This window comes from Streptomyces fumanus (assembly GCF_014655295.1).
Classification (GTDB): domain Bacteria; phylum Actinomycetota; class Actinomycetes; order Streptomycetales; family Streptomycetaceae; genus Streptomyces; species Streptomyces fumanus.
In genome coordinates, this window is sequence record NZ_BNBI01000010.1 from 392,310 (window position 1) to 416,543 (window position 24,234).

16 protein-coding genes are annotated in these 24,234 nt (G+C 74.6%); 9 read left to right on the forward strand and 7 right to left on the reverse strand.

The genetic code is table 11. The annotated features are described in order from the left end of the window. The first annotated feature begins 25 nt into the window (after positions 1–25). A complete protein-coding gene (locus tag IE316_RS23940; protein ID WP_190206502.1) occupies positions 26–4,684 on the forward strand; it encodes a hypothetical protein in 4,659 nt (1,552 codons plus the stop codon). A 63-nt stretch (positions 4,685–4,747) separates the two neighbouring features. Here the strand turns inward: IE316_RS23940 and IE316_RS23945 are convergent, their stop codons facing one another. Further along, on the reverse strand, positions 4,748–5,302 hold the full coding sequence (locus IE316_RS23945; RefSeq protein ID WP_190206503.1) for a hypothetical protein: 555 nt from the start codon (positions 5,300–5,302) through the stop codon (positions 4,748–4,750). Between the two features lie 438 nt (positions 5,303–5,740). Between IE316_RS23945 and IE316_RS23950 the strand changes: the two genes are divergently transcribed. The 4 genes from IE316_RS23950 to IE316_RS23965 are packed head-to-tail and all read left to right on the forward strand — an operon-like array spanning position 5,741 to position 9,973. Next, positions 5,741–8,515, forward strand: a complete 2,775-nt coding sequence (locus IE316_RS23950) for a nitrate- and nitrite sensing domain-containing protein (protein ID WP_190206504.1) — start codon at positions 5,741–5,743, stop codon at positions 8,513–8,515. Next, complete coding sequence (locus tag IE316_RS23955; RefSeq protein ID WP_190206505.1) at positions 8,512–8,946, forward strand: roadblock/LC7 domain-containing protein; 435 nt, start codon at positions 8,512–8,514, stop codon at positions 8,944–8,946. The genes IE316_RS23950 and IE316_RS23955 overlap by 4 nt, the downstream gene beginning before the upstream one ends. A 9-nt stretch (positions 8,947–8,955) precedes the next feature. Then, positions 8,956–9,351 carry a DUF742 domain-containing protein gene (locus IE316_RS23960; protein WP_190206506.1) on the forward strand — a complete coding sequence of 132 codons (396 nt, stop codon included), beginning with the start codon at positions 8,956–8,958 and terminating at the stop codon, positions 9,349–9,351. Between the two features lie 13 nt (positions 9,352–9,364). Beyond that, positions 9,365–9,973 (forward strand): GTP-binding protein, encoded by a 609-nt coding sequence (locus IE316_RS23965; RefSeq protein ID WP_190206507.1) that lies wholly within the window; start codon positions 9,365–9,367, stop codon positions 9,971–9,973. Positions 9,974–10,105: 132 nt separating this feature from the next. On the opposite strand, the gene glpK is transcribed toward IE316_RS23965, so the two are convergent. The 3 genes from glpK to IE316_RS23980 form a co-directional block, all read right to left on the reverse strand. Then, positions 10,106–11,635: a glycerol kinase GlpK gene (glpK, locus tag IE316_RS23970; protein ID WP_190206508.1), complete on the reverse strand. Its 1,530-nt coding sequence runs from the start codon at positions 11,633–11,635 to the stop codon at positions 10,106–10,108. 84 nt (positions 11,636–11,719) lie between these two features. Further along, positions 11,720–12,457 (reverse strand): MIP/aquaporin family protein, encoded by a 738-nt coding sequence (locus IE316_RS23975; RefSeq protein ID WP_190206509.1) that lies wholly within the window; start codon positions 12,455–12,457, stop codon positions 11,720–11,722. A gap of 358 nt (positions 12,458–12,815) precedes the next feature. After that, positions 12,816–14,450, reverse strand: a complete 1,635-nt coding sequence (locus IE316_RS23980) for a GGDEF domain-containing protein (RefSeq protein WP_190206510.1) — start codon at positions 14,448–14,450, stop codon at positions 12,816–12,818. Between the two features lie 130 nt (positions 14,451–14,580). Between IE316_RS23980 and IE316_RS23985 the strand changes: the two genes are divergently transcribed. Together IE316_RS23985 and IE316_RS23990 are read left to right on the forward strand one after the other, a co-directional pair. Further along, complete coding sequence (locus IE316_RS23985) at positions 14,581–15,402, forward strand: M15 family metallopeptidase (protein WP_190206511.1); 822 nt, start codon at positions 14,581–14,583, stop codon at positions 15,400–15,402. A gap of 50 nt (positions 15,403–15,452) precedes the next feature. Next, positions 15,453–15,986: an NUDIX domain-containing protein gene (locus tag IE316_RS23990; protein WP_190206512.1), complete on the forward strand. Its 534-nt coding sequence runs from the start codon at positions 15,453–15,455 to the stop codon at positions 15,984–15,986. Positions 15,987–16,035: 49 nt separating this feature from the next. On the opposite strand, the gene IE316_RS23995 is transcribed toward IE316_RS23990, so the two are convergent. Then, positions 16,036–18,402: a glycoside hydrolase family 31 protein gene (locus IE316_RS23995; protein ID WP_190206513.1), complete on the reverse strand. Its 2,367-nt coding sequence runs from the start codon at positions 18,400–18,402 to the stop codon at positions 16,036–16,038. 214 nt (positions 18,403–18,616) lie between these two features. Here IE316_RS23995 and IE316_RS24000 point away from each other — a divergent pair, with 214 nt between their 5' ends. Together IE316_RS24000 and IE316_RS24005 are read left to right on the forward strand one after the other, a co-directional pair. Continuing rightward, positions 18,617–20,593 carry an acetoacetate--CoA ligase gene (locus IE316_RS24000; protein WP_190206514.1) on the forward strand — a complete coding sequence of 659 codons (1,977 nt, stop codon included), beginning with the start codon at positions 18,617–18,619 and terminating at the stop codon, positions 20,591–20,593. Between the two features lie 70 nt (positions 20,594–20,663). Next, the gene (locus IE316_RS24005) at positions 20,664–21,554 is read left to right on the forward strand and encodes a DUF8829 domain-containing protein (protein WP_190206515.1); all 891 of its coding nucleotides are present in this window, start codon (positions 20,664–20,666) and stop codon (positions 21,552–21,554) included. A 61-nt stretch (positions 21,555–21,615) separates the two neighbouring features. Here IE316_RS24005 and ptsP read toward each other — a convergent pair whose 3' ends face one another. Continuing rightward, on the reverse strand, positions 21,616–23,286 hold the full coding sequence (gene ptsP / locus IE316_RS24010; RefSeq protein WP_190206516.1) for a phosphoenolpyruvate--protein phosphotransferase: 1,671 nt from the start codon (positions 23,284–23,286) through the stop codon (positions 21,616–21,618). A 78-nt stretch (positions 23,287–23,364) separates the two neighbouring features. Next, a complete protein-coding gene (locus tag IE316_RS24015; protein ID WP_190206517.1) occupies positions 23,365–23,814 on the reverse strand; it encodes a PTS sugar transporter subunit IIA in 450 nt (149 codons plus the stop codon). Positions 23,815–24,234 lie beyond the last annotated feature (420 nt).

A 24,234-nucleotide genomic window follows, 5' to 3' on the forward strand; every position in this document is an offset into this window, starting at 1 on the left:
ACGCAAAGACTGACGAGAGTCCGCCATGTACGAGCTGTCCCGGGTCCGCCTCTACTCCATCGGGCCCGCCGGTGCGCGCTACGCCGACACCGTGCTTGACCTGCGGGGCGTCGGCGAGCCCGTGCCCGACCCCGCGCCCGCGCAGGCGGAGTTCTTCGAGAAGGAGCCGGTCGGCCCGCCGCGCCGCCCCGCGCCCGCCGGCGTGCTCTTCCTGGAGAACGGCGGCGGCAAGTCCGTCCTGCTGAAGCTGATCTTCTCGGTGATGCTGCCCGGCCACCGCAACACCCTGGGCGGCGCCAGCTCCGGCGTGCTGCGCAAGTTCCTGCTCGCCGACGACTGCGGGCACGTGGCCCTGGAGTGGCAGCACGTGCTGACCGGCGAGTGCGTCGTCGTCGGCAAGGTCAGCGAGTGGCGCGGCCGCCAGGTCTCCAACGACCCGCGGAAGTTCGCCGAGGCGTGGTACTCCTTCCGGCCCGGCCCCGGACTCTCCCTGGACAACCTCCCCGTCGCCGAGTCCACCGCCGTACGCCCGCCCGTCGAGGGCGTCTCCGGGGCGCGGGGCCGGCGGCGCACCATGAAGGGCTTCCGGGACGCGCTCACCGAGGCGGGCAAGGCGTCCCCGCACCTGGAGGTGCACTGGGAGGAGATCCACGAGCGCTGGACCGAGCACCTCGGCGACCTCGGTCTGGATCCCGAACTCTTCCGCTACCAGCGGGAGATGAACGCCGACGAGGGCGAGGCCGCCGGCCTTTTCGCCGTCAAGAAGGACGCCGACTTCACCGATCTGCTGCTGCGCGCCGTCACCGACACCCGCGACACCGACGGACTCGCCGACCTGGTCAGCGGCTTCGGCAACAAGCTGGGCCGGCGCGCCGAGCTGATCGCCGAACGGGACTTCACCGCGGGCAGCGTCGACCTGCTCGGCCGGATCGTGGAGGCCGCCGACGCCCGCACCCGCGCGCGGGAGATCCACACCGCCGCCGAGCGCCGCACCAGGACCCTCGCCCGCCGCCTCTCGGCGCGCGGCGCCCAGGAGCGGGTCCGCGCCGCCGACCTCGCCCAGCGCGTCACCGCCGCCGCGTCCGCCGTCACCCACGCCGGGTCGGCCCGGGAGCGCGCCGCGCTGGTCGCCGCCGAACTCGCCTACCGGCACGCCTCGCTGGCCCTCGCCGCCGCCGAGAAGTCCGCCGCCGCGCAGAAGCGCGAGCTGGCCGACGCCCGCACCCTGCACGCCGCCTGGCAGGCCGCCGAGGCGGTACTGCGCCACCGCGCCGCCGCCGACCGGGTCGCCCGGGTGTCCGCCGCGATCCAGGAGGCCGAGCGGGACGCCGCCCCCGCCCTCGCCGCCCGCGCCAGGGCCGCCGTCGACCTGGTCCGCGCCCTGCACGCGGCGGCCGGGAAGGCCGAGGCCCAGGCCAACGAGGAGGAGGAGCGGTCCGCCGTCCTCCAGGAGACCGGCGACACCGCCCACCGGGACGCCACCGCCGCCGCCACCGAGGCGCAGCGCGCCCGCAGCGAGGCCGGACACCTGCGCCAGCGGCTCACCGAGGTCGAGCAGGAGACCGCCGAGGCCGTCCGCGCCGGCTGGCTCGACGACAGCGCCCCCGACGCCGACCCGGCCCGCGCCGCCCTCGCCGCCAGCGACGCCGAGAAGACCGCCGTCGCCGCCTGGGACACCGCGCGGGAGGCGGCCCGCCGGGCCACCGAGCACGCGCGCGAGGCCGCCGCCGCCGAGAGCCGCGCCGAACTGACCGCGGCCCGCGCGGCGGACGCGGCCACCGCCGCCGCCCGCGCCCACGAGGCCGAGCGCCGCACCGCCGAGGCCCTGGCCGCCGAGGAACGGCTGGCGGAGCTGCTCGGCCTGGCCGCCCCGGACGGCCGCCCCGGCATCCCCGGCCCCCGGCAGAACCCCGGCCGCACCCCCCGGCCCGACGCCCCCGTCACCGGCGCGCCCGCCACCGACGGCACCGCCCCCGCCGCCCTGACCGCCGAGGAACTCGACCGGTTCGCCGAGGAGCTGCGCGAGCTGCTCGACGACGCCGTCTCCGCCGCCGAACGCCAGTTGTTCGAGCTGCGCACCGCCGCCGCCGACGACGCCCGCATCCTCGGCGCCCTCGGCGACGGCGGGCTGCTGCCGCCCGGCCCCGACGTCCTGGCCACCGTGGAGTACCTCGGCGAGCACGGCATCCCCGCCCTGCCCGGCTGGCGCTACCTCGCCCAGGCCGTCGACCCCGCCGACCACGCACGCGTGCTGGCCGCCCGGCCCGAACTGGTCGACGGCGTGATCATCACCGACCCCGGCTCGCACGCCCGCGCCCGCGAGGCCCTCGGTGACGCGGCCCTGCTGCCCCGCTCCGCCGTCGCCGTCGGCACGGCCGCCGCCCTGCTCGCCCCCGCCCCCGCCGCCGGGACCGGCGACGGCGAGGTGTTCCTCGTCCCGCCGAACCCGGCCATGCACGACGAACGGGCCGCCGACGAGGAACGGCACGCGCTGCGCGCCCGGGCGACCGCCCGCGACGAGGAGATCCGCGCCCTCGCCGCCCGGCTCGGCAAGGACCGCGAGCTGGCCGCCCGCCTCGCCTCCTGGCGCACCGGCTGCCCGCCCGGCCGGCTCGCCGAACTGGCCCGCGCCGCCGAGGAGGCGGGCGCCTTCGCCGAGGAGTCCGAGGCCGAGCTGACCGAGGCCCGCACCGCCCGCGCGGAGGCCGACGAGGCCGCCGCCGAGGCCGTCCGGGTCCGCGACGAACGCCAGGAGGCCGCGCAGAAGGCCCGCCGCGCCGCCGACGCCCTCGCCGGACTCGCCTTCCGGCTGCGCGAACGGGCCGGCTGGCAGGCCAGACTGCGGGAGCTGGCCGACGAGGCCGCCGAGGCCGAGGCCCGCGCCCAGAGCTGCCTGGAGCGGGCCCGATCCGCCGACGAGGACCGCCGCGCCGCCCAGCGCGCCGCCGACGACGCCCGCCGCACCGCCCGCGCGCTGCGCGCCGAGCGCTCCGAGATCGCCGGCGCCCCCGACGACGTACCGGAGGACGGCGCACCGGCGCCCGCCGCGTCGCTGCCCGCGCTGCGGGAGGCGTACCGGGCCGCCTCGCAGGTGTACGAGAAGGTCGGCGTCGGCGCCGACCTGAGGGCCGAGCAGGCCCGCGCGGAGAGCGACGAGAGCGCCGCCCGCGCCGAGCTGGACCGGCTCAGCAACAAGGTCCGCACCCGCGCCGAGCAGCTCCTGCAGTCGCCCGACGGCTCCGACGGGCCGTCCCGGCAGGCCGCCGCCGCCCGCGCCGAGGAACTGGTGCAGGTGCTGGAGACCCGGATGACCGGCGCCAGCGAGCAACTCGGCCGGCTGCGCGGCGAGGCCGAGCGGCTCGCCCCCGAGGACGGCGAGGCCCACACCGAGCTGCCCGAGGACCTCCTCCCGCGCGACGCCGAGCACGCGCAGACGCTGCTGCGCACCGCCACCGCCGAACTCGCCTCCCGCACCGAGGAGTTGGCCCAGGCCCGCGAGGCGCACGCCGAGCTGCTCGACGCGCACCGCGCCGCCGAGGACGCGGCCGGCGGCTTCGACGAGATCGCCGCCATGCTCCGCGACCTGCTGCGCGAGCACGCCGAGGAGGACCAGGAGGACCCCGAGCCCTACCCCGGCACCCTGGAGGAGGCCCGGCAGTCCGCCGCCGAGACCCGCCGCTCGCTGCGCAGTTGCGCCGCCGACCTGTCCGCCGCCGACGCCGCCGTCCGCGAGGCCAGCGACATCCTGGTCCGGCACGCCAACTCCACGCGCTACGAACAGGTCCGCACCCCCGCGCGGCAGCAGATCCGCGAACTGCCCGCCTCCGCGCTGCCCGAGCACGCGCAGAAGTGGGCGGACGCCTTCGCGCCCCGGCTGCGCGTCCTCACCGACGAACTCGCCCAGTTGGAACGCAACCGCGACTCGATCGTGGACCGGCTGCGCGGCCTCGTCGAATCCGCCCTCGCCACCCTGCGCTCCGCCCAGCGGCTCTCCCGGTTGCCGGAGGGGCTCGGCGAGTGGTCCGGGCAGGAGTTCCTCCGCATCCGCTTCGAGGAACCCGACCAGGCCACCCTCACCGAGCGGCTCGGCGAGGTGATCGACGAGGCGACCCGGTCGGCCGTGAGGAAGAACTCCGACCTGCGGCGCGACGGCATGTCCCTGCTGCTGCGCGGAGTGGCGGCGGCCCTGCAGCCCAAGGGCGTCGCCGTGGAGATCCTCAAGCCCGACGCGGTGCTGCGCGCCGAGCGGGTCCCCGTCGGGCAGATGGGCGACGTGTTCTCCGGCGGGCAGTTGCTCACCGCCGCCATCGCCCTGTACTGCACGATGGCCGCGCTGCGCTCCAACGACCGGGGCCGGGACAAGCACCGGCACGCCGGCACCCTGTTCCTCGACAACCCCATCGGCCGCGCCAACGCCACGTATCTGCTGGAACTCCAGCGGGCCGTGTCCGACGCGCTCGGGGTGCAGCTCCTCTACACCACGGGCCTGTTCGACACCACCGCGCTCGCCGAGTTCCCCCTGGTGATCCGGCTGCGCAACGACGCCGACCTGCGCGCCGGACTGAAGTACATCAGCGTGGAGGAACACCTGCGGCCCGGCCTGCCCCAGGTGGCCCCGGCCGGTGAGGGGGAGGCCGTGCACAGCGAGATCACGGCCACCCGTATGTACAAGCGGCCCGCCTGACACCGCCACCGGGCCGCGCGGACGAGCCGTGCGGCCCGGTGCCGGCGGGCGGGGGCGGTGCGCCTAGGGGTGGGACAACTGCCCCGCGCCGCCCCGCCGCCGTATCCGCCCCCGTATCCGTTCCCGCGTGCGCTCGGTGGCCCGGGCCTGCCGGCGGGCCCGGCGGCGCTCCCGCCGCAGTGCCCGCGCGGTGCTGCTCGGGACCGACACCACACCGTGCCGCTGGTTCCACACCTGCCGGGTCACCCAGACGTCGAGCACCCCCCAGGTGGCGACCACCGTGCTGGCCACACTGCTGATCACCATGGGGAACGCCAGCCAGGACCCGGCCAGCGTGGCCAGGAAGGCCACCATCGCCTGGATCAGCGTCAGGGCGACGATCAGCACCGCCCGTACGGCCGCCGTCCGCACCGGGTCCGGCAGCCGGCGCCGCCGGGCCGGCTCCTCCACCCACAACGGCCGGTACCCGTGCCCCGCGCGGCCCCGCTCGCCGGCCTCCCGCCGGACGCCCGGTCCGGCCGCCGGGATTCTCCGCTCCGGTGCCCGGGGGCCGCGCCGCGCCCCCGGCCGGACCGTCCCGCTGTCATCGGGCGCCTCACGACGCCCCACCGTGCCCATCACCGTGTCACTCCCCACCGCCGGTCAGACCGCCAGCCCTGTCCCGAAGGACCCGACTCCCCTGTGGCTGCCCGGCTCGCACCGATTCACGCCGCACGGACGCGGGATGCGGCCCCCGTGGCCGATTCCGCCTCCCTCTCCCGAACAGTAAGACGACCGGCCCCTGTTCAAGATTCCCGGAGAATCCCGGAAGATGGCCGAGAGGCGAAGAATTCCGGCCAACCGGCCCCCGCGCCGTCCGGCCGGCCCCCGCGCCCGTCCTCCGGTCCCCGGGGGCAATCTCCCGCAATGGCCGGACAACTGACCATCCCGCGCCGTGCACCGGGGAGTTCGCCGTCCGGACGGGTCTTCGAGTTATCCGGGGGTGAGTAGTAGGCTCGCGCCGTTTGTTGACGTACATCCGTGCCCCTGCCGGTGGGGGTCGAGCTGGGGGAGGCCATGCGCTTTCGCGGGAAGTCGATCCGCCGGAAGATCGTGGCGCTGCTTCTCGTGCCGCTGGTGTCGTTGACCGTGATCTGGGCCTTCGCCACGGTGCTCACCTGGCGCGAGGCGAGCCGGCTGTTCACCGTCTCCACCCTGATCGAGGAGATCGGCTACCCCGTGCAGGACACCGTCCGTGTCCTGCAGCAGGAGCGCCGCCAGACCCTGGTCTACCTGGCCGACCCCCGCTCCTCCGACGGCCTGGCCGCCCTCCGGCGCAGCCGCACCGCCACCGACAAGGCCATCGCGAAGATCCGCGGCAACGCCGCCGACCCCGATGTCCGCGACGCCCTGAACCAGGGCGAGGACGAGCGGCTGACCGCCGCCCTGGACGCCTTCGACGGCATCCGGGCGCTGCGGCGCGGCGTCGAGGACGGCACCGTCGACCGCGACCAGGCCCTCGGCTTCTACAACCGCCTGGTCGACCCCTGCCACGTGCTCCTCGCCGACCTCAGCGTCATCGACAACGTCGCGATGGACAAGCAGTACCGCGCCCTGGTCAACCTCTCACGCGCGCGTGAGCTGCTCTCCCGCGAGGACGCCCAGCTCGGCGCCGCCCTGGTCACCGGCAGCGTCACCCGCGACGAGGTCGACGACGTCTCCGACCTGGTCGCCCAGCGCACCATGCTGTACGACATCACCCTGCCGCTGCTGCCCGTCGCGGAGCGCGAACGCTACGAGCGGTTCTGGCAGAACGCCTCCTCCGCCCCCCTGCGCGCCGCCGAGGACGCGGTCATCTCCGCCGGTTCCGGCACGCCCGGCGGCATCGACGCCAAGAGCTGGGACACCGTCGCCGGGGACGTGCTGGACGAACTCGGCGGCTACGACGACGAGGCCGCCGAGCGCTACGAGGACCGCGCCGAACCGGTCGCCATGGCCGTCATCACCAAGGCGGCCGTCGCCGGCACCCTCGGCGTCGTCGCCCTGCTGTTCTCCCTGTTCCTGTCGGTGCGGGTCGGCCGGAGCCTCATCCGCGACCTCAAGAAGCTCCGCCTGGAGGCCCACGAGGCGTCCGGCGTCCGCCTGCCCAGCGTGATGCGCCGGCTGTCGGCGGGCGAGCAGGTCGACGTGGAGACCGAGGTCCCGCGCCTGGAGTACGACAAGAACGAGATCGGCGAGGTCGGCCAGGCCCTCAACACCCTCCAGCGGGCCGCCGTGGAGGCCGCCGTCAAACAGGCCGAACTCCGCGCGGGCGTCTCCGAGGTCTTCGTCAACCTCGCCCGCCGCAGCCAGGTCCTGCTGCACCGCCAGCTCACCCTCCTGGACACCATGGAACGCCGGACCGAGGACACCGAGGAACTGGCCGACCTGTTCCGCCTGGACCACCTCACCACTCGTATGCGCCGGCACGCCGAGGGCCTGGTCATCCTCTCCGGCGCCGCGCCCTCCCGGCAGTGGCGCAAGCCCGTCCAGCTCATGGACGTCGTCCGCGCGGCGGTCGCCGAGGTCGAGGACTACGAGCGCATCGAGGTACGCCGGCTGCCCCGGATCGCCGTCACCGGGCCCGCCGTCGCCGACCTCACCCACCTGGTGGCCGAACTCCTGGAGAACGCCACGGTGTTCTCGCCCCCGCACACCGCCGTGCAGGTGCTGGGCGAGCGGGTCGCCAACGGCTTCACCCTGGAGATCCACGACCGCGGCCTCGGCATGACGGCCGACGCCCTGCTCGACGCCAACCTCCGGCTCGCCGAGACCCCCGAGTTCGAGCTGTCCGACACCGACCGGCTCGGCCTGTTCGTGGTCAGCCGGCTCGCCCAGCGCCAGCACGTCCGCGTCTCCCTCCAGCCCTCCCCGTACGGCGGCATCACCGCGGTCGTCTTCCTGCCGGATTCGCTGCTGACGGAGGACGCGCCCGACACCAACGGCGTCGGCTTCCGCCTCGACCGCCCCCAGCGCGCCAAGGAGGACGGCCGCCCGTCCCTCGCCAAGACGGCGGTACGGACGTCCGGCCTGCCCGCCTCGGTCCTCGACGGGCCGGTCGAACTGGAGGCCCCCGTCGACCTGGACGCCCTCGACGGCCTGCCGGGCCCGCTCGGCGGCCCGGACGGCGAACGCGGCGGACTGCTCCGCCCCCGCCGCCCGCATGTCTCGGCGGCGGACGAACCGGCGGGCATCCGCTACGGCGACCGGCACGGCCGGCACGACACGCCGGACCCGGCCGACCGGCCCGACCGGTCCAGTCGGCCCGACCGGCCCGACCGCGAGGCCCCCGGCCCCGGTGACGCGGCGGAGCGACCGGGCCGGAGCGGCACCCCGGGCGCCCCGGTGCCGCTGCCCCGCCGTACCACCCCGAAGCTGGTCAGCTCCCACGGCCGCCCGGTCCCCGAGCGCCCCCGGCGCGACACCCCGCCCCCCGCCGACGGCCCCGCCGCCCCGGAAGGGGCACCGCCGCTGCCCACCCGCCGCCGGCGCGGCACACCCCCCGAGGACACGGCCGCCCCCGGCGGTCTGCCCCGGCGGGTACGGCAGGCCAGCCTGGCCCCGCAGTTGCGGCAGGAACCCGAGCGGCGCACCGGGGACCGCGCCGACCCGGCCGAACGGGACGCCGACGAGGTACGCGACCGCATGGCGTCCCTCCAGCGCGGCTGGCAGCGCGGCCGCCGGGAGAACGCCGAGGACGACCGGACACCGAACGACCCGGCACCGGGGAGCGCGCAGGCCCCGGCAGAACCGGAAGCAGCACCACCCGCACCAGACGCACCACAAGGAACGACTAAGGGGGACGGTCGATGACCGCACCGAACACGACCGGCCGGACCACGACCACCAACGGGGAACTGAACTGGCTCCTCGACGACCTGGTCGACCGTGTCGCGAGCATCCGCAAGGCCGTCGTCCTGTCCGGGGACGGACTGGCCACGGGGGCGTCCAAGGACCTCACCCGCGAGGACAGCGAGCATCTCGCCGCCGTGGCCTCCGGCTTCCACAGCCTCGCCAAGGGCGTCGGCCGCCACTTCGAGGCGGGGGACGTGCGGCAGACGGTCGTCGAACTCGACGACGCCTTCCTGTTCGTGACCGCCGCCGGCGACGGCAGTTGCCTCGCCGTCCTCTCGGACGCCGACTCCGACGTGGGGCAGGTGGCGTACGAGATGACCCTCCTCGTCAAGCGCGTCGGCGCACACCTGGGCACCACGCCGCGCACCGATCTGCCCTCGGGCGGGTAGTGAGATGACATGAGCGCAGACGGTCAGGCAAGACTCCACTGGTTCGACGACGAGGCCGGACCCGTCGTCCGTCCGTACGCCATGACGCGGGGCCGCACCACCAGCGCGGCCCAGCACCGCCTGGACCTGATCGCGGTGGTCGTCGCGGAGCCGCACGCGGACGATCCGGAGGCCGACACCACGCTGTCCCCGGAGCACGTCGACATCGTCGGCCGCTGCCGGGAGACCCCCCAGTCGGTCGCCGAACTCGCCGCCGGCCTCGACCTGCCCATCGGCGTGGTCCGCGTCCTCGTCGGTGACCTGGTGGCCGCCGACCTGGTGCACGTGAACCGGCCGGTGCCCCCGGCCGAACTGCCGGACGAGAGCATTCTGCGTGATGTGATCAACGGCCTCCGGGCCCTGTGAGGAGAAGGAAACGATGGTCTTCGGGCGTTCCAAGGGCGGCAAGCACCCGGTCGAGCCCGTCACGCTCAAGATCCTGGTGGCCGGCGGCTTCGGCGTGGGCAAGACCACCCTCGTCGGCGCGGTCAGCGAGATCAGGCCGCTGCGCACCGAGGAACTGCTCACCGAGGCCGGGCGCCCGGTCGACGACCTCACGGGCGTCGAGGGCAAGCACACCACCACCGTGGCCATGGACTTCGGCCGCATCACGCTCCGCGAGGACCTGGTGCTCTACCTGTTCGGCACGCCCGGCCAGGAGCGGTTCTGGTTCATGTGGGACGAGCTGTCCGAGGGGGCGCTCGGCGCGGTGGTCCTGGCCGACACCCGCCGCCTGGAGGACTGCTTCGCCGCCGTCGACTACTTCGAACGGCGGTCGATCCCGTTCCTCGTCGGCGTCAACTGCTTCGAGGGGGCGGCCCGCTACCCGGCCGAGGACGTCCGCCGGGCCCTCGACCTCGACCCCGACGTCCCCCTGGTGATGTGCGACGCCCGGGACCGCGAGTCGGTCAAGGAGGTCCTCGTCGGCGTCGTCCAGCACGCCATGGCGTACGCCGCGGCCCGCCGCCGCAGCCCGGTCACCACCTGACCCGCGACCGCGCCCCACGCGTGCGTGCCGTGGCCGGTCATCGCGTTCCGCCCCGCCGCCACGCGCGCGTGCCCGCCGCCGGCCTCGCGGCCGATGCCCCGCAGCCCGGCGCCCGCACCCACGCGCGCGTGCCTACGCCTCCTCCTCTTCGCCCTCCTCCAGCCAGCCGAGGCTCCGCTCCACGGCCCTGCGCCAGTTGCGGTACTCCCGGTCCCGTACCGACGCCGCCATGGCGGGCGTCCACCGGGCGTCCTGCCGCCAGTGCGCCCTGAGTTCGTCGAGGTCGTTCCAGACCCCGGTGGCCAGTCCCGCCGCGTACGCCGCGCCCAGGCAGGTCGTCTCGGACACCTGCGGCCGGATCACGGGCACGCCCAGGACGTCCGCCTGGTGCTGCATCAGAAGGCCGTTCCGCGTCATCCCGCCGTCGACCTTCAGGGCCGTGATCCGCACCCCGGAGTCCTGGTACATGGCGTCCACGACCTCCCGCGTCTGCCAGCTCGTCGCCTCCAGCACCGCCCGCGCGAGGTGCGCCTTGGTGACGTACCGGGTGAGCCCGGTGACCACGCCGCGCGCGTCGGAACGCCAGTAGGGCGCGAACAGCCCGGAGAACGCGGGCACGATGTAGGCGCCGCCGTTGTCCGGCACGCTCGCCGCGAGCGGTTCGATCTCGTCGGCGTCGCGGATGACGCCGAGCTGGTCGCGGAACCACTGCACCAGGGCGCCGGTGACCGCGATCGACCCCTCCAGGCAGTACACGGGCGCCTCGCCGCCGATCCGGTAGCCCACCGTCGTCAGCAGCCCGCTCTTGGACGCCACCGGCCGGTTCCCGGTGTTGAGCAGCAGGAAACTGCCGGTGCCGTACGTGTTCTTGGCCGTGCCCACGTCGTAGCAGGTCTGCCCGAACACGGCCGCCTGCTGGTCGCCCAGCGCCGAGGCCACGGGCACGCCGGAGAGTTCGCCGACGGCGGTGCCGTACACCTCGGCCGAGGAGCGGATCTCGGGCAGTACGGCCTCGGGGATGTCCATGGCGGAGAGGATGGCGGGGTCCCACTGGAGGGTCCGCAGATCCATGAGCAGGGTGCGGCCGGCGTTGGTCACGTCGGTGACGTGCCGGCCGCCGTCGGTGCCGCCGGTCAGGTTCCAGATCAGCCAGGAGTCGATGGTGCCGAAGGCGATCTCGCCGCGCTCGGCGCGGTCCCTGAGGCCGGGCACGTTCTCCAGCAGCCAGGCCACCTTGGGCCCGGAGAAGTAGCTGGCCAGGGGCAGCCCGGTCACCTCGCGGAAGCGGTCCGGTCCGTCCGCGCCGCCCAGCCGACGGCACAGCGCGGAGGTACGGGTGTCCTGCCAGACGATCGCGTTGTGCACCGGCTTGCCGGTCGTGCGGTCCCACAGGACGGTCGTCTCGCGCTGGTTGGTGATGCCGAGCGCGCTGAGCTGCCCGGCGCGCAACCCGGCCCTGGCGAGCGCCCCGGCGACCACGGCCCGCACCCTGGCCCAGATCTCGGTCGCGTCGTGCTCCACCCAGCCGGGTCGGGGGAAGATCTGGCGGTGCTCGCGCTGGTCCACGGCGACGACGGCGCCGCCCCGGTCGAAGATGATGCAGCGGCTCGACGTGGTGCCCTGGTCGATCGCGGCGACGTACTTCGCTCCAAGATCCGTCATGGCTGCCCCTCGGGCTGGGTGGTTGGAAGGCTGCGGTGCACTGACACTGCGCTGTCCTGTTCGGGAGGAGGCGCCGGGGCCGCCTCAGAACGCCGCGTTGCAGAGGAGCCCCGCCAGCGCCCCGCCGATCAGCGGCCCGACGACCGGCACCCACGCGTAACCCCAGTCGGAGGTGCCCTTGTTCGGGATCGGCAGGAAGGTGTGCGTGAGGCGCGGGCCGAGGTCGCGCGCGGGGTTGATGGCGTAGCCGGTCGGTCCGCCGAGGGAGAGCCCGATGCCGATCACCAGCAGGGAGACGATCAGCACCAGGGTGCCGGACTCGCCGAGCCCCTCGGTCAGCCCGAAGGCGAGGACGGGCAGCACCAGGCCGACGGTCGCGACGATCTCGGTGACCAGGTTGGCGACCGGGTGCCTAATCTCCGGGATCGTGGCGAAGATCCCCAGCGTCGGAACCGGCTCTTCCGCCGTCCCCGGCTCCGCCACGTTGGCCCGGAACTGCGCGAAGTACGCGGCATAGCACAGCAGGGCGCCGGTCACGGCCCCGACGAACTGCCCGAGCACGTACACCCAGACCTTGCCCCACACCCCGGTGTCGACGGCGATCCCCACGGTGACGGCCGGGTTCAGATGCCCGCCGGACAGCGGCGCGGCCGTGTACGCCCCGGCCAGCACCCCGAACCCCCACCCGAACGCGATCACCACCCACCCGGACGCCCGCGCCTTGCTGTGCCTCAGGGTGACGGCGGCGCACACTCCCGCGCCGAACAGGATGAGGATCGCCGTACCGATGACCTCGCCGACGAAGATGTCTCCGTTGCTCATGGCGGCTCCTAGGCGCACGCGCGGCGTGCGTTCTGCCCTGGCGACCCGCCGCCGGGCCCGGGGCGGTCCCGCGCCCGATCGGCGGCACGGCCGAACCGCCCGTGGGGCAGCGGGCCCCGACCCGGGAGGACCCGTGCGGCGCGTACCGGAATACGCCGAGATGTACGGCGATGTCGGCCGACACCGGGAAGTGTTCACCGGCGCCCGGTGACCGTCAAGCTCGCCGACGACACGGGTTGCCCCCGTCCGCTGTCACGGGGACCGGCCGCACTTCACCCGGCTCACCGGCCCCCTGCGACCTCCGCTGCCGCGCTGCCCGCCCCGGCCGGCCGGCGCACCCCCTGACCGCCCCCGCCCCCTACCACCCCCTCCCGACCCCCGCCCCCACCCCCCGCCGCACCTCGTACTCCCGCGCCCCGGCGTACCCCACCACCCAGCTCGCGCCGTCCAGCCCCTTGGCGACCCGTTTCAGCGGCGCCAGGCAGGCCGCCGCCTCTCGGTGGTCCCGTACGCTGCCCGCCCCGCACAGCACCGTGGCGACCGAGAGCGTGACGGCCCGCCCGCCGACCGCCCAGGGCACGTCCAGCACCCCGGCGACCAGCGCCTCCAGTTCCGCCCCGGCCCCCGCCTCGGTCAGCACCACGAAGTCGTCGCCCCCGATGTGCCCGACCCGGGCCGTGCCCGCCGCGCGCCCCTGGAGCGCCCGCCCGACCGCCCGGATCAGCTCGTCGCCCGCCGCGAACCCGGCGGTGTCGTTGATCTGCTTGAAGCCGTCCACGTCGACCCAGCTCAGTGCGAACCCCCGCCCCTGGGCGAGCCACCGGTCCGCCTCGGCGGTGACCGCGTCCGAACCTGGCAGCCGGGTCAGCGGATTGAGCCCCGCCGCCTCCTCCACCCGCGTCTCGGCCAGCGCCCGTACCAGATCGGCGAGGTGCACGACCCCCACGCACCGCCCGGCCGCGTCGACGACGGCCACGTCGTCCGAGGTCCGGTCCCGCCCGCCGACCGCGACGACGTCCAGCACCTCCCACGCCGTGGCGTCGATCCCGACCGTCCGCGGCGGGTCGCCCAGCCTGACGGCGGGCCGGTCGGCGTACAGCGCGTGCCCGTACCGCCCCGACATCGACAGCAGGAACCGGGACCGGTGCACCGACCGCACCGGCACCCCGGCCCGGTCCACGAGCACCACCCCGGACACCCCGGGCGACCCGGTCAGCAGCGCCCGTACCCGCCCCGCCGACGCGGTCACCGGCAGCAGCGCGGCCGGCCGGACGAACTCCCGTACCGGCGGCCCCGACCGCGGCACCGGCACGACGGCGGGGGAGCGCGGCGGAACGTATACGTCCGCCGCGGGCAGCCGGGCCGGCGGCGCGAACAGCGCGCCCTGCGCCCACTGCGCCCCGGCCTCCCGCGCCGCCGCGCACTGCGCCTCCGTCTCCACGCCCTCGACCGCGAGCAGCGCCCCGAACCCGTCGCACAGCGTCCGCATCGCCCGTACGGCGGCCGGCCGCGCCAGCAGCGACGCGTCCAGCTTCACCAGCTCGGGCGCGAGATCCGCGAGCACCCGCAGCGGTACGTCCCCGTCGCCGATGCCGTCCGCGCTGATCCGGAACCCCTGCTCGCGTACCGAGGCCACCGCCTCCAGCAGCGCCCGCGACGGCACATGGGTGTACGGCGGACCGATGTCGATCGTCACCTCCCAGGGCAGCCGCCCCGCCTCCCGCACCGCGTCGCGCAGCGCCCCGAGCCCGCCCAGGTCGGCGAGCGTGCCCGCGAACACGTTGACGTGCAGCGGCAGCAGGGTCTCCTTGCGGGCGGCCGTCCGCAGCGCCGACACGGCCAGCCTGCCGTCCAGTTCGGGATCGCGCCGCGCCTCGGCCAGGACGTCGCCGGCCTGGGGACGGGTGAGTATCTCCAGCGCCGCTACCCCGCCGGTGACCAGGTTGACCACCGGTTGGAAGGCGAAGCGAAGGCTGTCCGTCCAGGAGGGCACGGCAGCATGATGGCGCCCCGCGGGTACGCCCAGGCCCAGTTCATGAGACGTTCACGCGCCCTTCCCACCCGGTCACCGCCCGGGAGAGGTACTTCCGTGACGGGAGAGGTTCCTGATAGATGCAGGGGACATGACACGACTCTCGGCCCCTTTCCGCACCCTCGTCACCGCCCTCACCACCCTCACCGCCCTGCTCACCGTCACCACCGCCCCCGCCACCGCACAGGCCGCGGTTCACGACCCGAAGGCCCCCGGGGACTTCGTCGCCCTCAGGAGCGTCGCCCCGACCGTCTTGGAGGAGATCCGCTACTTCACCCCGCACAACTTCGTCGGCGAGCGCATCGACGGCTACCGGCAGCCCCTGTGCATCCTCACCCGCCCCGCCGCCGAGGCCCTCGCCCAGGCCCAGACCGCCCTGCTCCGCCAGGGCTACTCCCTCAAGGTGTACGACTGCTACCGGCCGCAGCGCGCCGTCGACCACTTCGTCCGCTGGGCCGAGGACCTCGACGATCAGCGGATGAAGGCGGAGTTCTACCCGGACGTCGACAAGTCCCGCCTGTTCGCCGACGGCTACATCGCCGAGAAGTCCGGCCACAGCCGCGGCTCGACCGTCGACCTCACCCTGGTCCCGCTCCCGGCCCGTCCCACCCGCCCCTACCACCCCGGCGAGCCCCTGGCCCCCTGCACCGCGCCCCAGGAGGAACGCTTCCCCGACAACTCCGCCGACATGGGCACCGGCTACGACTGCTTCGACACCCTCTCCCACACCCTCGACCCGCGCGTCCAGGGCGCCCAGCGCGCCCACCGGCTGCTGCTGAAGGACACCCTGGAGAAGCTCGGTTTCGTCAACCTCGCCGAGGAGTGGTGGCACTTCACCTACAAGCCCGAGGCGTACCCGGACACCTACTTCGACTTCCCCGTCTCGGCCCGGTCCCTGACCGGCCGCCGCTGAGCCGCCGCCCACCGGAGACGCCCGTTCCACGATCGGCTACAGTCCGCCGCGTGTCCGAGAATCAAACCTCCGTCCCCAACCACGCGCCGGACAGCCACTGTTCGAGCTGCGGCACGCCCTACGGAGCGGGCGTCTCCGGCTGGCCCCGCACCTGCCCGGCCTGCGGCACCGTGGCGTACCGCAACCCGCTGCCGGTGGCGATCGCCCTCCAGCCCGTGTACGACACCCAAGGCACCTCCCTGGTGGTCATCACCCGGACCGTGTCCCCCGCGCGTGGCGGCACGGCCCTGCCCGGCGGCTATGTCGACGACCGCGAGGACTGGCGGCAGGCCGTCGTCCGCGAACTCAAGGAGGAGACCGGCATCGACGCGGCGAGCCGCGACGTACGCCTGGCCGACGCCATGAGCGCGCCCGACGGCCACCTGCTGCTGTTCGGGCTGCTCCCCGAGCGGCCGGCCGACGGCCTCCCGCCGTCCGCCGCCACGGACGAGACGGCGGGCTGGCACCTGCTGCGCCGCCCGGAGGAACTGGCCTTCCCCCTGCACACGGTCGCCGTCCGCGCCTGGTTCGAGGGACGGTACTGAGACCCGGGCCGGGGCGCGCCCCCGTACGGCGCCGCGGCCCGTACGGACCTCAGCCGTCCACCCGCCCCCGCACCCGCACCGGATACGGCGGCTCGCTCCCGCCGTCCGGGCCTTCCCGCTCGACCTCCAGCCGGGGGCCCCGCCAGCGGGCGACGTACCGCTCGATCTCCGGTTCGCCGAAGCCGTCGCCCGCGTCCGGCACGACCAGCCCGCCCCCGGTCCGCCCCCGGGCGGGCGCCCACACCTCCAGTTCCAGGCCGCCGTCGGCGCCGGACACCGGGAGGACGGCTCCCGCGCGGGCGAACACCGGGATCCGCGCGGCCGGCGCCTCGACCAGCACCTGCGCCGGCCCCTCGTACGCCCGTCCCGTCGCCGTGTCGTACCACCGCCCGCGCGGCAACCGCACCGCCCGCCGGTCCGTCCCCGGGGCGAGCACCGGCGCCACCAGCAGGCAGTCACCCAGCAGGAAGGCGTCCTCGCAGTCCCGCAGCGCCCGGTCCTCCGGCGCCGCCCACCACAGCGGCCGCACATAGGGGGCGCCCGTGCGCCGGGCGAGGTGCGCCAGCGTCATGAGGTAGGGCAGCAGCCGCCGCCGCTCGACCAGCGCCACGCGCGCGTACTGGAGCACCTCCTCCCCGAACTCCCACGGCTCGCGCCGCCCCGCCCCGGGACCGGCGTGTGTCCGGAACAGCGGCAGATACGCGCCCAGTTGGAACCACCGCAGATACAGCTCCGGCGACGGACTCCCGTCCGAGCCCCCGATGTCCGTTCCCGAGTACGGCACCCCGCACAGCCCGAGCCCCAGCACCAGCGCCAGCGACGCCCGCAGTCCCGCCCAGCCCGTGGCCGCCTCGCCGGACCAGATGCCGCCGTAGCGCTGGACACCGGCCCAGCCGGACCGCGAGAACACGAACGGCCGCTGCCCCGGCACCAGGTCCCGCAGCCCCTCGTACCCGGCCCGGGCCATGCACAGCGCGTACACGTTGTGCGCCTCCCGGTGGTCGCCCCCGCGGCCCTCCAGGGCGTGCCGGGCCGACCGCGGCAGCGTCGGCTCCCCGAACGCGGCGAACGACGTCGGCTCGTCCATGCCGTGCCAGAACCCCGCGAAGCCCTGCGTCAGCCGCTCCTCGTACAGACCGCCCCACCACGCGCGCACCCGCGCGTGCGTGAAGTCGGGGAATACCGCCTCCCCGGACCACGCCACCCCCCGCACCACCTCACCGGCGGCGTCCCGGACGAACGCGTCACGGGCCGCCCCGCCGTCGTACACGGCGTCACCGGGCTCCGCCGGGACCGCCGGAGCGAGGACCGACACCAGCCGGATCCCGTCCGCCCGCAGATCCTCGGCGAGCTGCGGCAGCTTCGGGAACCGCTCCTCGTCCACGGTGAACCCCCGGTGCCCGTCGAAGTGGCCGGCGCCCAGGTGCACGGCGTCCAGCGGCAGCCCCCGCTCCTGATAGCCGGCGACGACCCGCCGCACCTCCCGCTCCCCGCCGGACGCCCACCGCGCGTGATGGTGACCGAGCGCCCACGCGGGCGGCAGCGCCGGAGCACCGGTCAGCGCGGCCCAGGTGTGCAGCACGCGCGCGGGCGTCCCCACCGACACCCAGCAGCGCAGCGGCCCCCCTTCCATCCGCAGCACGCTGGTCCCCGGCCGGTCGTGCCCCGACCCCGCCCCCTCCTCGCCCTCCCGCAGCACCACGGACCCGTCCCAGGAGCTGTCGTAGAACACCAGATGGGTGCCCGCGTCGGCCACCACCACCTGCACCGGCATCGTCACCGGCAGCGGATCGTCCCCGGCCCCGGACGCCGCCCCCGGACCGGTGTTCCACAGCCGGTACGTCCCGTCCCGCAGCCGGGGCCCCGAGGCCCGCCCTCCCAGCCCGAAGAACCGCGCGTCGGCGGTCACCTCCGAACGCTGCATCCACCGCGCCCGGCCCCCGCCGGCCGGCTCCCACCACCGGGGCGGCGACTCCCGCCGCAGCGTCACCCCGCCCGGCGTGCGCACCTCCACCGCGCCGTGCCGCGAGACGGCCACCGTCACCCGCTCGGCCACCACCCGCCAGCCGCCGTCCTTGTCCGGCTCCAGGGCCACCCGCGGATCCGGCTCCGGACACCGGCCCGCCAGCGCGTACGAGGGCTCCGGGCCGGCCCCGTCCCAGCCCCAGAAGACGGCGCCGTTCACGGCCACCAGGATGCGCAGCTCCGCACGCTCGAACCGGACCACACCCCCGCCCGGCCCGGACTCCGCCTCCCGCAGCACCCCCGGCACCCGCGCCCGCTCCGCCCCCCGCCGCTCCAGCCCCGCGGCGTCGGCCCGCCGCCGACGCCAGGCCGCCCGTACGGTCCGTAACCCCTGACCCGTCCGCAACGAACCCACCAATTTCACCGAACGCACCAGGTCACGACCGTCCATGCTGCTCACCCTGCCACTGACCGCCACCCGAACGGGTGCCGTTCAACTCCCGTTCACCCGTGCCGGGACCACATCTTCACGAGGGCGACTATGTGCGGCACACCCTGGTGCGGAAGTCGATCACATGGCATCGTCCGTGTCAGCCGCGTCACGCGCACACCCCAGCCCGTGCGCGGGACGACGCACACGACGCGCACAGTCCGGGAGCCGACCCATGACGACCGTGAACCCCCAGCCCCTGTGGCAGCCCGACCCGGAACGCATCGCCCGGGCCGCGATCACCCGCTTCCAGACCTGGGCCGCCGAACACCACGGCGCCCCCGCGACGGGCGGCTACCCGGCGCTGCACCGCTGGTCCGTCGAGGAACTCGACACCTTCTGGCAGGCCGTCACCGAGTGGTTCGACGTCCGGTTCTCCACCCCCTACGCGCGCGTGCTGGGCGACCGCGCGATGCCCGGCGCCCAGTGGTTCCCCGGCGCCACCCTGAACTACGCCGAACACGCCCTGCGCGCGGCGGCCACCCGCGCGGACGAACCGGCCCTCCTGTACGTCGACGAGACCCACGCACCGCGCCCGGTCACCTGGGCGGAGCTGCGCCGCCAGGTCGGCTCCCTCGCCGCCGAACTGCGCGCCCTCGGCGTCAGCCCGGGCGACCGCGTCAGCGGCTACCTGCCCAACATCCCCCAGGCCGTCGTCGCGCTGCTCGCCACCGCCGCCGTGGGCGGCGTCTGGACCTCCTGCGCCCCCGACTTCGGCGCCCGCGCCGTCCTGGACCGCTTCCAGCAGGTCGAACCGGTCGTCCTGTTCACGGTCGACGGCTACCGCTACGGCGGCAAGGAACACGACCGCCGCGCGGTGGTCGCCGAACTCCGCCGCGAACTGCCCACCCTCCGCGCGGTGGTGCACATCCCGCTGCTCGGAACCGACGCCCCGGAAGGCACCCTGGACTGGCCGGCCCTGACCGCCGCCGACACCGACCCCGTCTTCGAACAGGTCCCCTTCGACCACCCCCTGTGGGTGCTCTACTCCTCCGGCACCACCGGCCTGCCCAAGGCCATCGTCCAGTCCCAGGGCGGCATCCTGGTCGAACACCTCAAGCAGCTCGGCCTGCACTGCGACCTCGGCCCCGAGGACCGCTTCTTCTGGTACACGTCGACCGGCTGGATGATGTGGAACTTCCTCGTCTCCGGCCTGCTCACCGGCACCACGATCGTCCTCTACGACGGCAGCCCCGGCTTCCCGGACACCGGCGCCCAGTGGCGTATCGCCGAACGCACCGGCACCACCCTGTTCGGCACCTCCGCCGCCTACGTCATGGCCTGCCGCAAGGCCGGCGTCCACCCCGCCCGCGACCACGACCTGTCGAAGGTCCAGTGCGTGGCGACCACCGGCTCACCCCTGCCGCCCGACGGCTTCCGCTGGCTGCACGACGAGTTCGCCGCCGCCGGCGCCGACCTGTGGATCGCCTCCGTCAGCGGCGGCACCGACGTCTGCTCCTGCTTCGCCGGCGCCGTCCCCACCCTCCCCGTCCACATCGGCGAACTCCAGGCCCCCGGACTCGGCACCGACCTCCAGTCCTGGGACCCGCACGGGGACCCCCTGACCGACGAGGTCGGCGAACTCGTCGTCACCAACCCCATGCCGTCCATGCCGATCCGCTTCTGGAACGACCCCGACGGCAGCCGCTACCACGCCAGTTACTTCGACACCTACCCCGGCGTCTGGCGGCACGGCGACTGGATCACCGTCACCTCACGCGGCTCCGTCGTCATCCACGGCCGCTCCGACTCCACCCTCAACCGGCAGGGCGTCCGCATGGGCTCCGCCGACATCTACGAGGCCGTCGAACGCCTCCCCGAGATCAGGGAGTCCCTCGTCATCGGCATCGAACAGCCCGACGGCGGCTACTGGATGCCCCTGTTCGTCCACCTCGCCCCCGGAGCCGTCCTCGACGACGCCCTGAGGACCCGTATCAAGCAGACCATCCGCGAACAGCTCTCCCCCCGCCACGTCCCCGACGAGATCGTCCAGGTCCCCGGCGTCCCCCACACCCTCACCGGCAAGCGCATCGAGGTCCCCGTCAAACGCCTCCTCCAGGGCACCCCCCTGGACAAGGCGGTCAACCCCGGCTCCGTCGACAACCTCGACCTCCTGCGCTTCTACGAGACCCTGGCCCGCGAACGCGCCTGATCCCGGCCCGTTGTCAGTGCCCGCGGTTACGGTGAGTGAGCATTGATCGACCGCGCACACAGGGGGAAACATGGCGCACACCGACCTGACCTCGCGACGCGTCCTGCGCCGCGAGATCGCCGGCACCATCGGCCTGCTCACCGACGAGCACGACTTCGGCGCCATGCGGCGCTACCGCAGCTTCACCTTCGACGACCACACCGCCTACCTGCGGCACGTCGAAGCCGTCCTGAGGACCCGCGCCCTCCAGGGCTCCCACACCACCATCGCCCTCTTCGACCCGGAGGAGTACGCCGACTACTGCGCGCGCACGGGCCTCGACCCCGACCACCACACCAGCCGCACCCGCTTCACGGCGGAGCTCGCCGCCACCGGACCCACCGTCCCCTACGAGGGCCAGCCCCTCACCGACCTCCTCCCCACCCTCGTCGACGAAGCGGTCCGCCAGGCCACCTGGGAGTACGCCAGCACCCTGCTGGCCCGCCTCGGCACCTGCGCCACCTGCGGCCAGGACCTCGGCCGGGCCGCCTTCACCCGCGCCTCCCACCTGCTCACCCGAGTCCTGGACACCGCCCCGCCGGGCGAGCACCACCTGGTCTGCAGCGTCTCCGCGACCCCGGAGACCCTCGTCTCCGTCCTGCACGCCGACGAGGACACCGACGGCACCACCCACCTCGACGAGGCCGAGGCCCTCGAATTCACCAGCGTCCTCGCCGTGGGCCTGGCCACCCACACCCCCGGCGGCCTCGTCATGCGCACCAGCGCCCCCGGCACCCCCGACCGCGTCTACGGCTGGCGCCTGCGCGGCCACGGCCTCGCCCCCCTCACCGCGGGCGAGGTCTTCGACGCCTACTGCACCGACGCCGCATCCGGCGACCTCATCGCACCGGAACCGGGCGTCGACTACTGCGAGCCGCCCGACCTCGGCGCCGACGAACCCGACCCCGGCCACCACCACTGAACGCCGGGAGGGGCGCCCCACCCACAGGCGGAGCGCCCCTCCCGGCCAGCACATCCGGCCCCTACTCGCCGGACAGCACCGCCTGCGCCGCGGTACGCGCCTCCTCGGCACTGTCCGCGGCCCGGGCGGCCGCCGCCGCCCGCTCGCACTGGGCGAGCGTGAACTTGCCCAGCGACGCCCGCACGTAGGGAATCGACGCCGCACCCATGGAGAGCGAGGTGACGCCCAGACCGGTCAGCACACACGCGAGCAGCGGGTCCGACGCGGCCTCACCGCACACCCCGCAGCTCCTGCCCTCGGCCTTCGCCGCCTCGGCGGCCAGCGCCACCAGGTCGAGCAGCGCGGGCTGCCACGGGTCCTGCAGCCGGGACACCGCACCCACCTGACGGTCGGCGGCGAAGGTGTACTGCGCGAGGTCGTTCGTCCCCAGCGACAGGAACTCCACCTCCCGCAGGATCGACCGCGCCCGCAGCGCGGCCGACGGGATCTCCACCATGGCCCCGTACTTCGCCCGCAGCCCGGCCTCCCGGCAGGCGTCCGCGAACGCCCTGGCGTCCGCCCGGTCCGCCACCATCGGCGCCATGACCTCCAGGTGCACCGGAAGCCCCTCGGCCGCCTTCGCCAGCGCCGTGAGCTGAGTGCGCAGCACCTCCGGGTGGTCCAGCAGCGTCCGCAGCCCCCGCACGCCCAGCGCCGGGTTCGGCTCGTCGGCCGGGGTCAGGAAGTCCAGCGGCTTGTCCGCGCCCGCGTCCAGCACCCGCACGACCACGCGCCCCTCGGGGAACGCCTCCAGCACCTGCCGGTAGGCCGCGACCTGCTTCTCCTCGGACGGCGCGCTCTTGCTGTCGTCCAGGAAGAGGAACTCGGTGCGGAACAGACCGACCCCCTCCGCCCCGGCCTCCACCGCGGCGGCCACGTCCGCCGGCCCGCCGATGTTGGCCAGCAACGGCACCTTGTGCCCGTCGGAGGTCGCCCCCGGCCCGGTCGCGGCGGCCAGCGCGGCCTTCCGTTCGGCGGCCTGCGCCGCCAACCGCTCCTTCTTCTCCGCACTGGGGTTCACGAAGATCTCGCCGCTGCTGCCGTCCACCGCGATCACCGTGCCCTCGGGCAGCTCACCCGCGCCCGGCAGCGCCACCACGGCCGGCACCCCGAGCGCCCGCGCCAGGATCGCGCTGTGGCTGGTCGGCCCGCCCTCCTCGGTGACGAACCCGAGCACCAGGGCCGGGTCCAGCAGCGCGGTGTCCGCCGGCGCCAGGTCCCGCGCGATGAGCACGTACGGCTCGTCGCTGTCCGGCACACCCGGCATCGGCACCCCGAGCAGCCGCGCGACGATGCGGTTGCGCACGTCATCGAGGTCGGCGACCCGGCCGGCCAGGTACTCCCCGGCACCGGCCAGCAGCGCCCGGTACGCCGCGAAGGCGTCGTACACCGCGCGCTCGGCGGTGCTGCCGACGGCGATACGCCGTTCGACGTCCGCCATCAGCTCGGGGTCCTGGGCCATCATGGCCTGCGCTTCCAGCACCGCCTGGGCCTCGCCCCCCGCCAGATTGCCGCGCGCCATCAGATCGGCGGCCACGGCCTCCACGGCCTGGCGGGCGCGCCCCTGCTCGCGCTCCGCCTCCTCCGCCGGGATCTGCTTGGCCGGCGGTTCCAGCACCGCCGTCCCCATGTGCCGGACCTCGCCTATGGCCACGCCGTGGCTCACACCGACGCCTCGCAGCGTTGTCTCCATCTCACCCGTCTCCGTTAGTGCGGCGGGACCCGCCGCCGCGGTGGTTGTCCTGCCGGCCGTCACGCGACGGCACCGATGTCACTGCCAGACGAAGAGGCTCTCGCCGGCCTTCACTTCGCCGTCCTCGCGGAGTTCGGAGAGGGACTCGGCGGTGGCCTCCAGCGCGACGACCGGGCAGACCGGCGACTTGCCGGCGGCCTCGACGGCGGCCGGGTTCCAGCGCACGACCGCCTGCCCCCGGGTCACGGTGTCGCCCTTGTTCACGAGCAGCTCGAAGCCCTCGCCGTTGAGCTGCACGGTGTCGATGCCGAGGTGGGTCAGCACGCCGTGCCCGCTCTCGTTCACCACGACGAAGGCGTGCGGGTGCAGGGACACGATCACGCCGTCCACGGGCGCGACCGCCTCCGACGGCTCCCGGACGGGGTCAATGGCGGTGCCCGGGCCGACCATGGCCCCGGAGAAGACCGGATCCGGCACGGCGGCCAGCCCGATGGCGCGTCCTGCCAGCGGCGACGACACGGTGGTCATGGGGAGCCTCCCAGAGTGGAGATGCAGATGGGCGGCCGTCACTGCCTGTCCCGGACGGCACGTTGAGCAGCAGGGTATGTCATAGGAAGTACCGGTTCCGCATGAGTGGTACCGAATAGAGGTCTAGACCACAGTCCCCATCGATTTGCACCCGTTCCACGGCCCCGTGTACAGTCGATACTCCTGCTGGAGGCGAGGCGGCGCGACCACGTGTCCTCGCTCGGCAGCAACCAAACCTGTCAGATCCTAATCTCCGGATCCGCCCCTGCCTGTGCGCAGGGGGGTGGTCAGAGGGACGGGAAACGCCTGATAGTGTTGGAAACACCGAAGGGAAGCGCCCGGAGGAAAGCCTGAGAGAGTCTCTCGGGTGAGTACAAAGGAAGCGTCCGTTCCTTGAGAACTCAACAGCGTGCCAAAAGT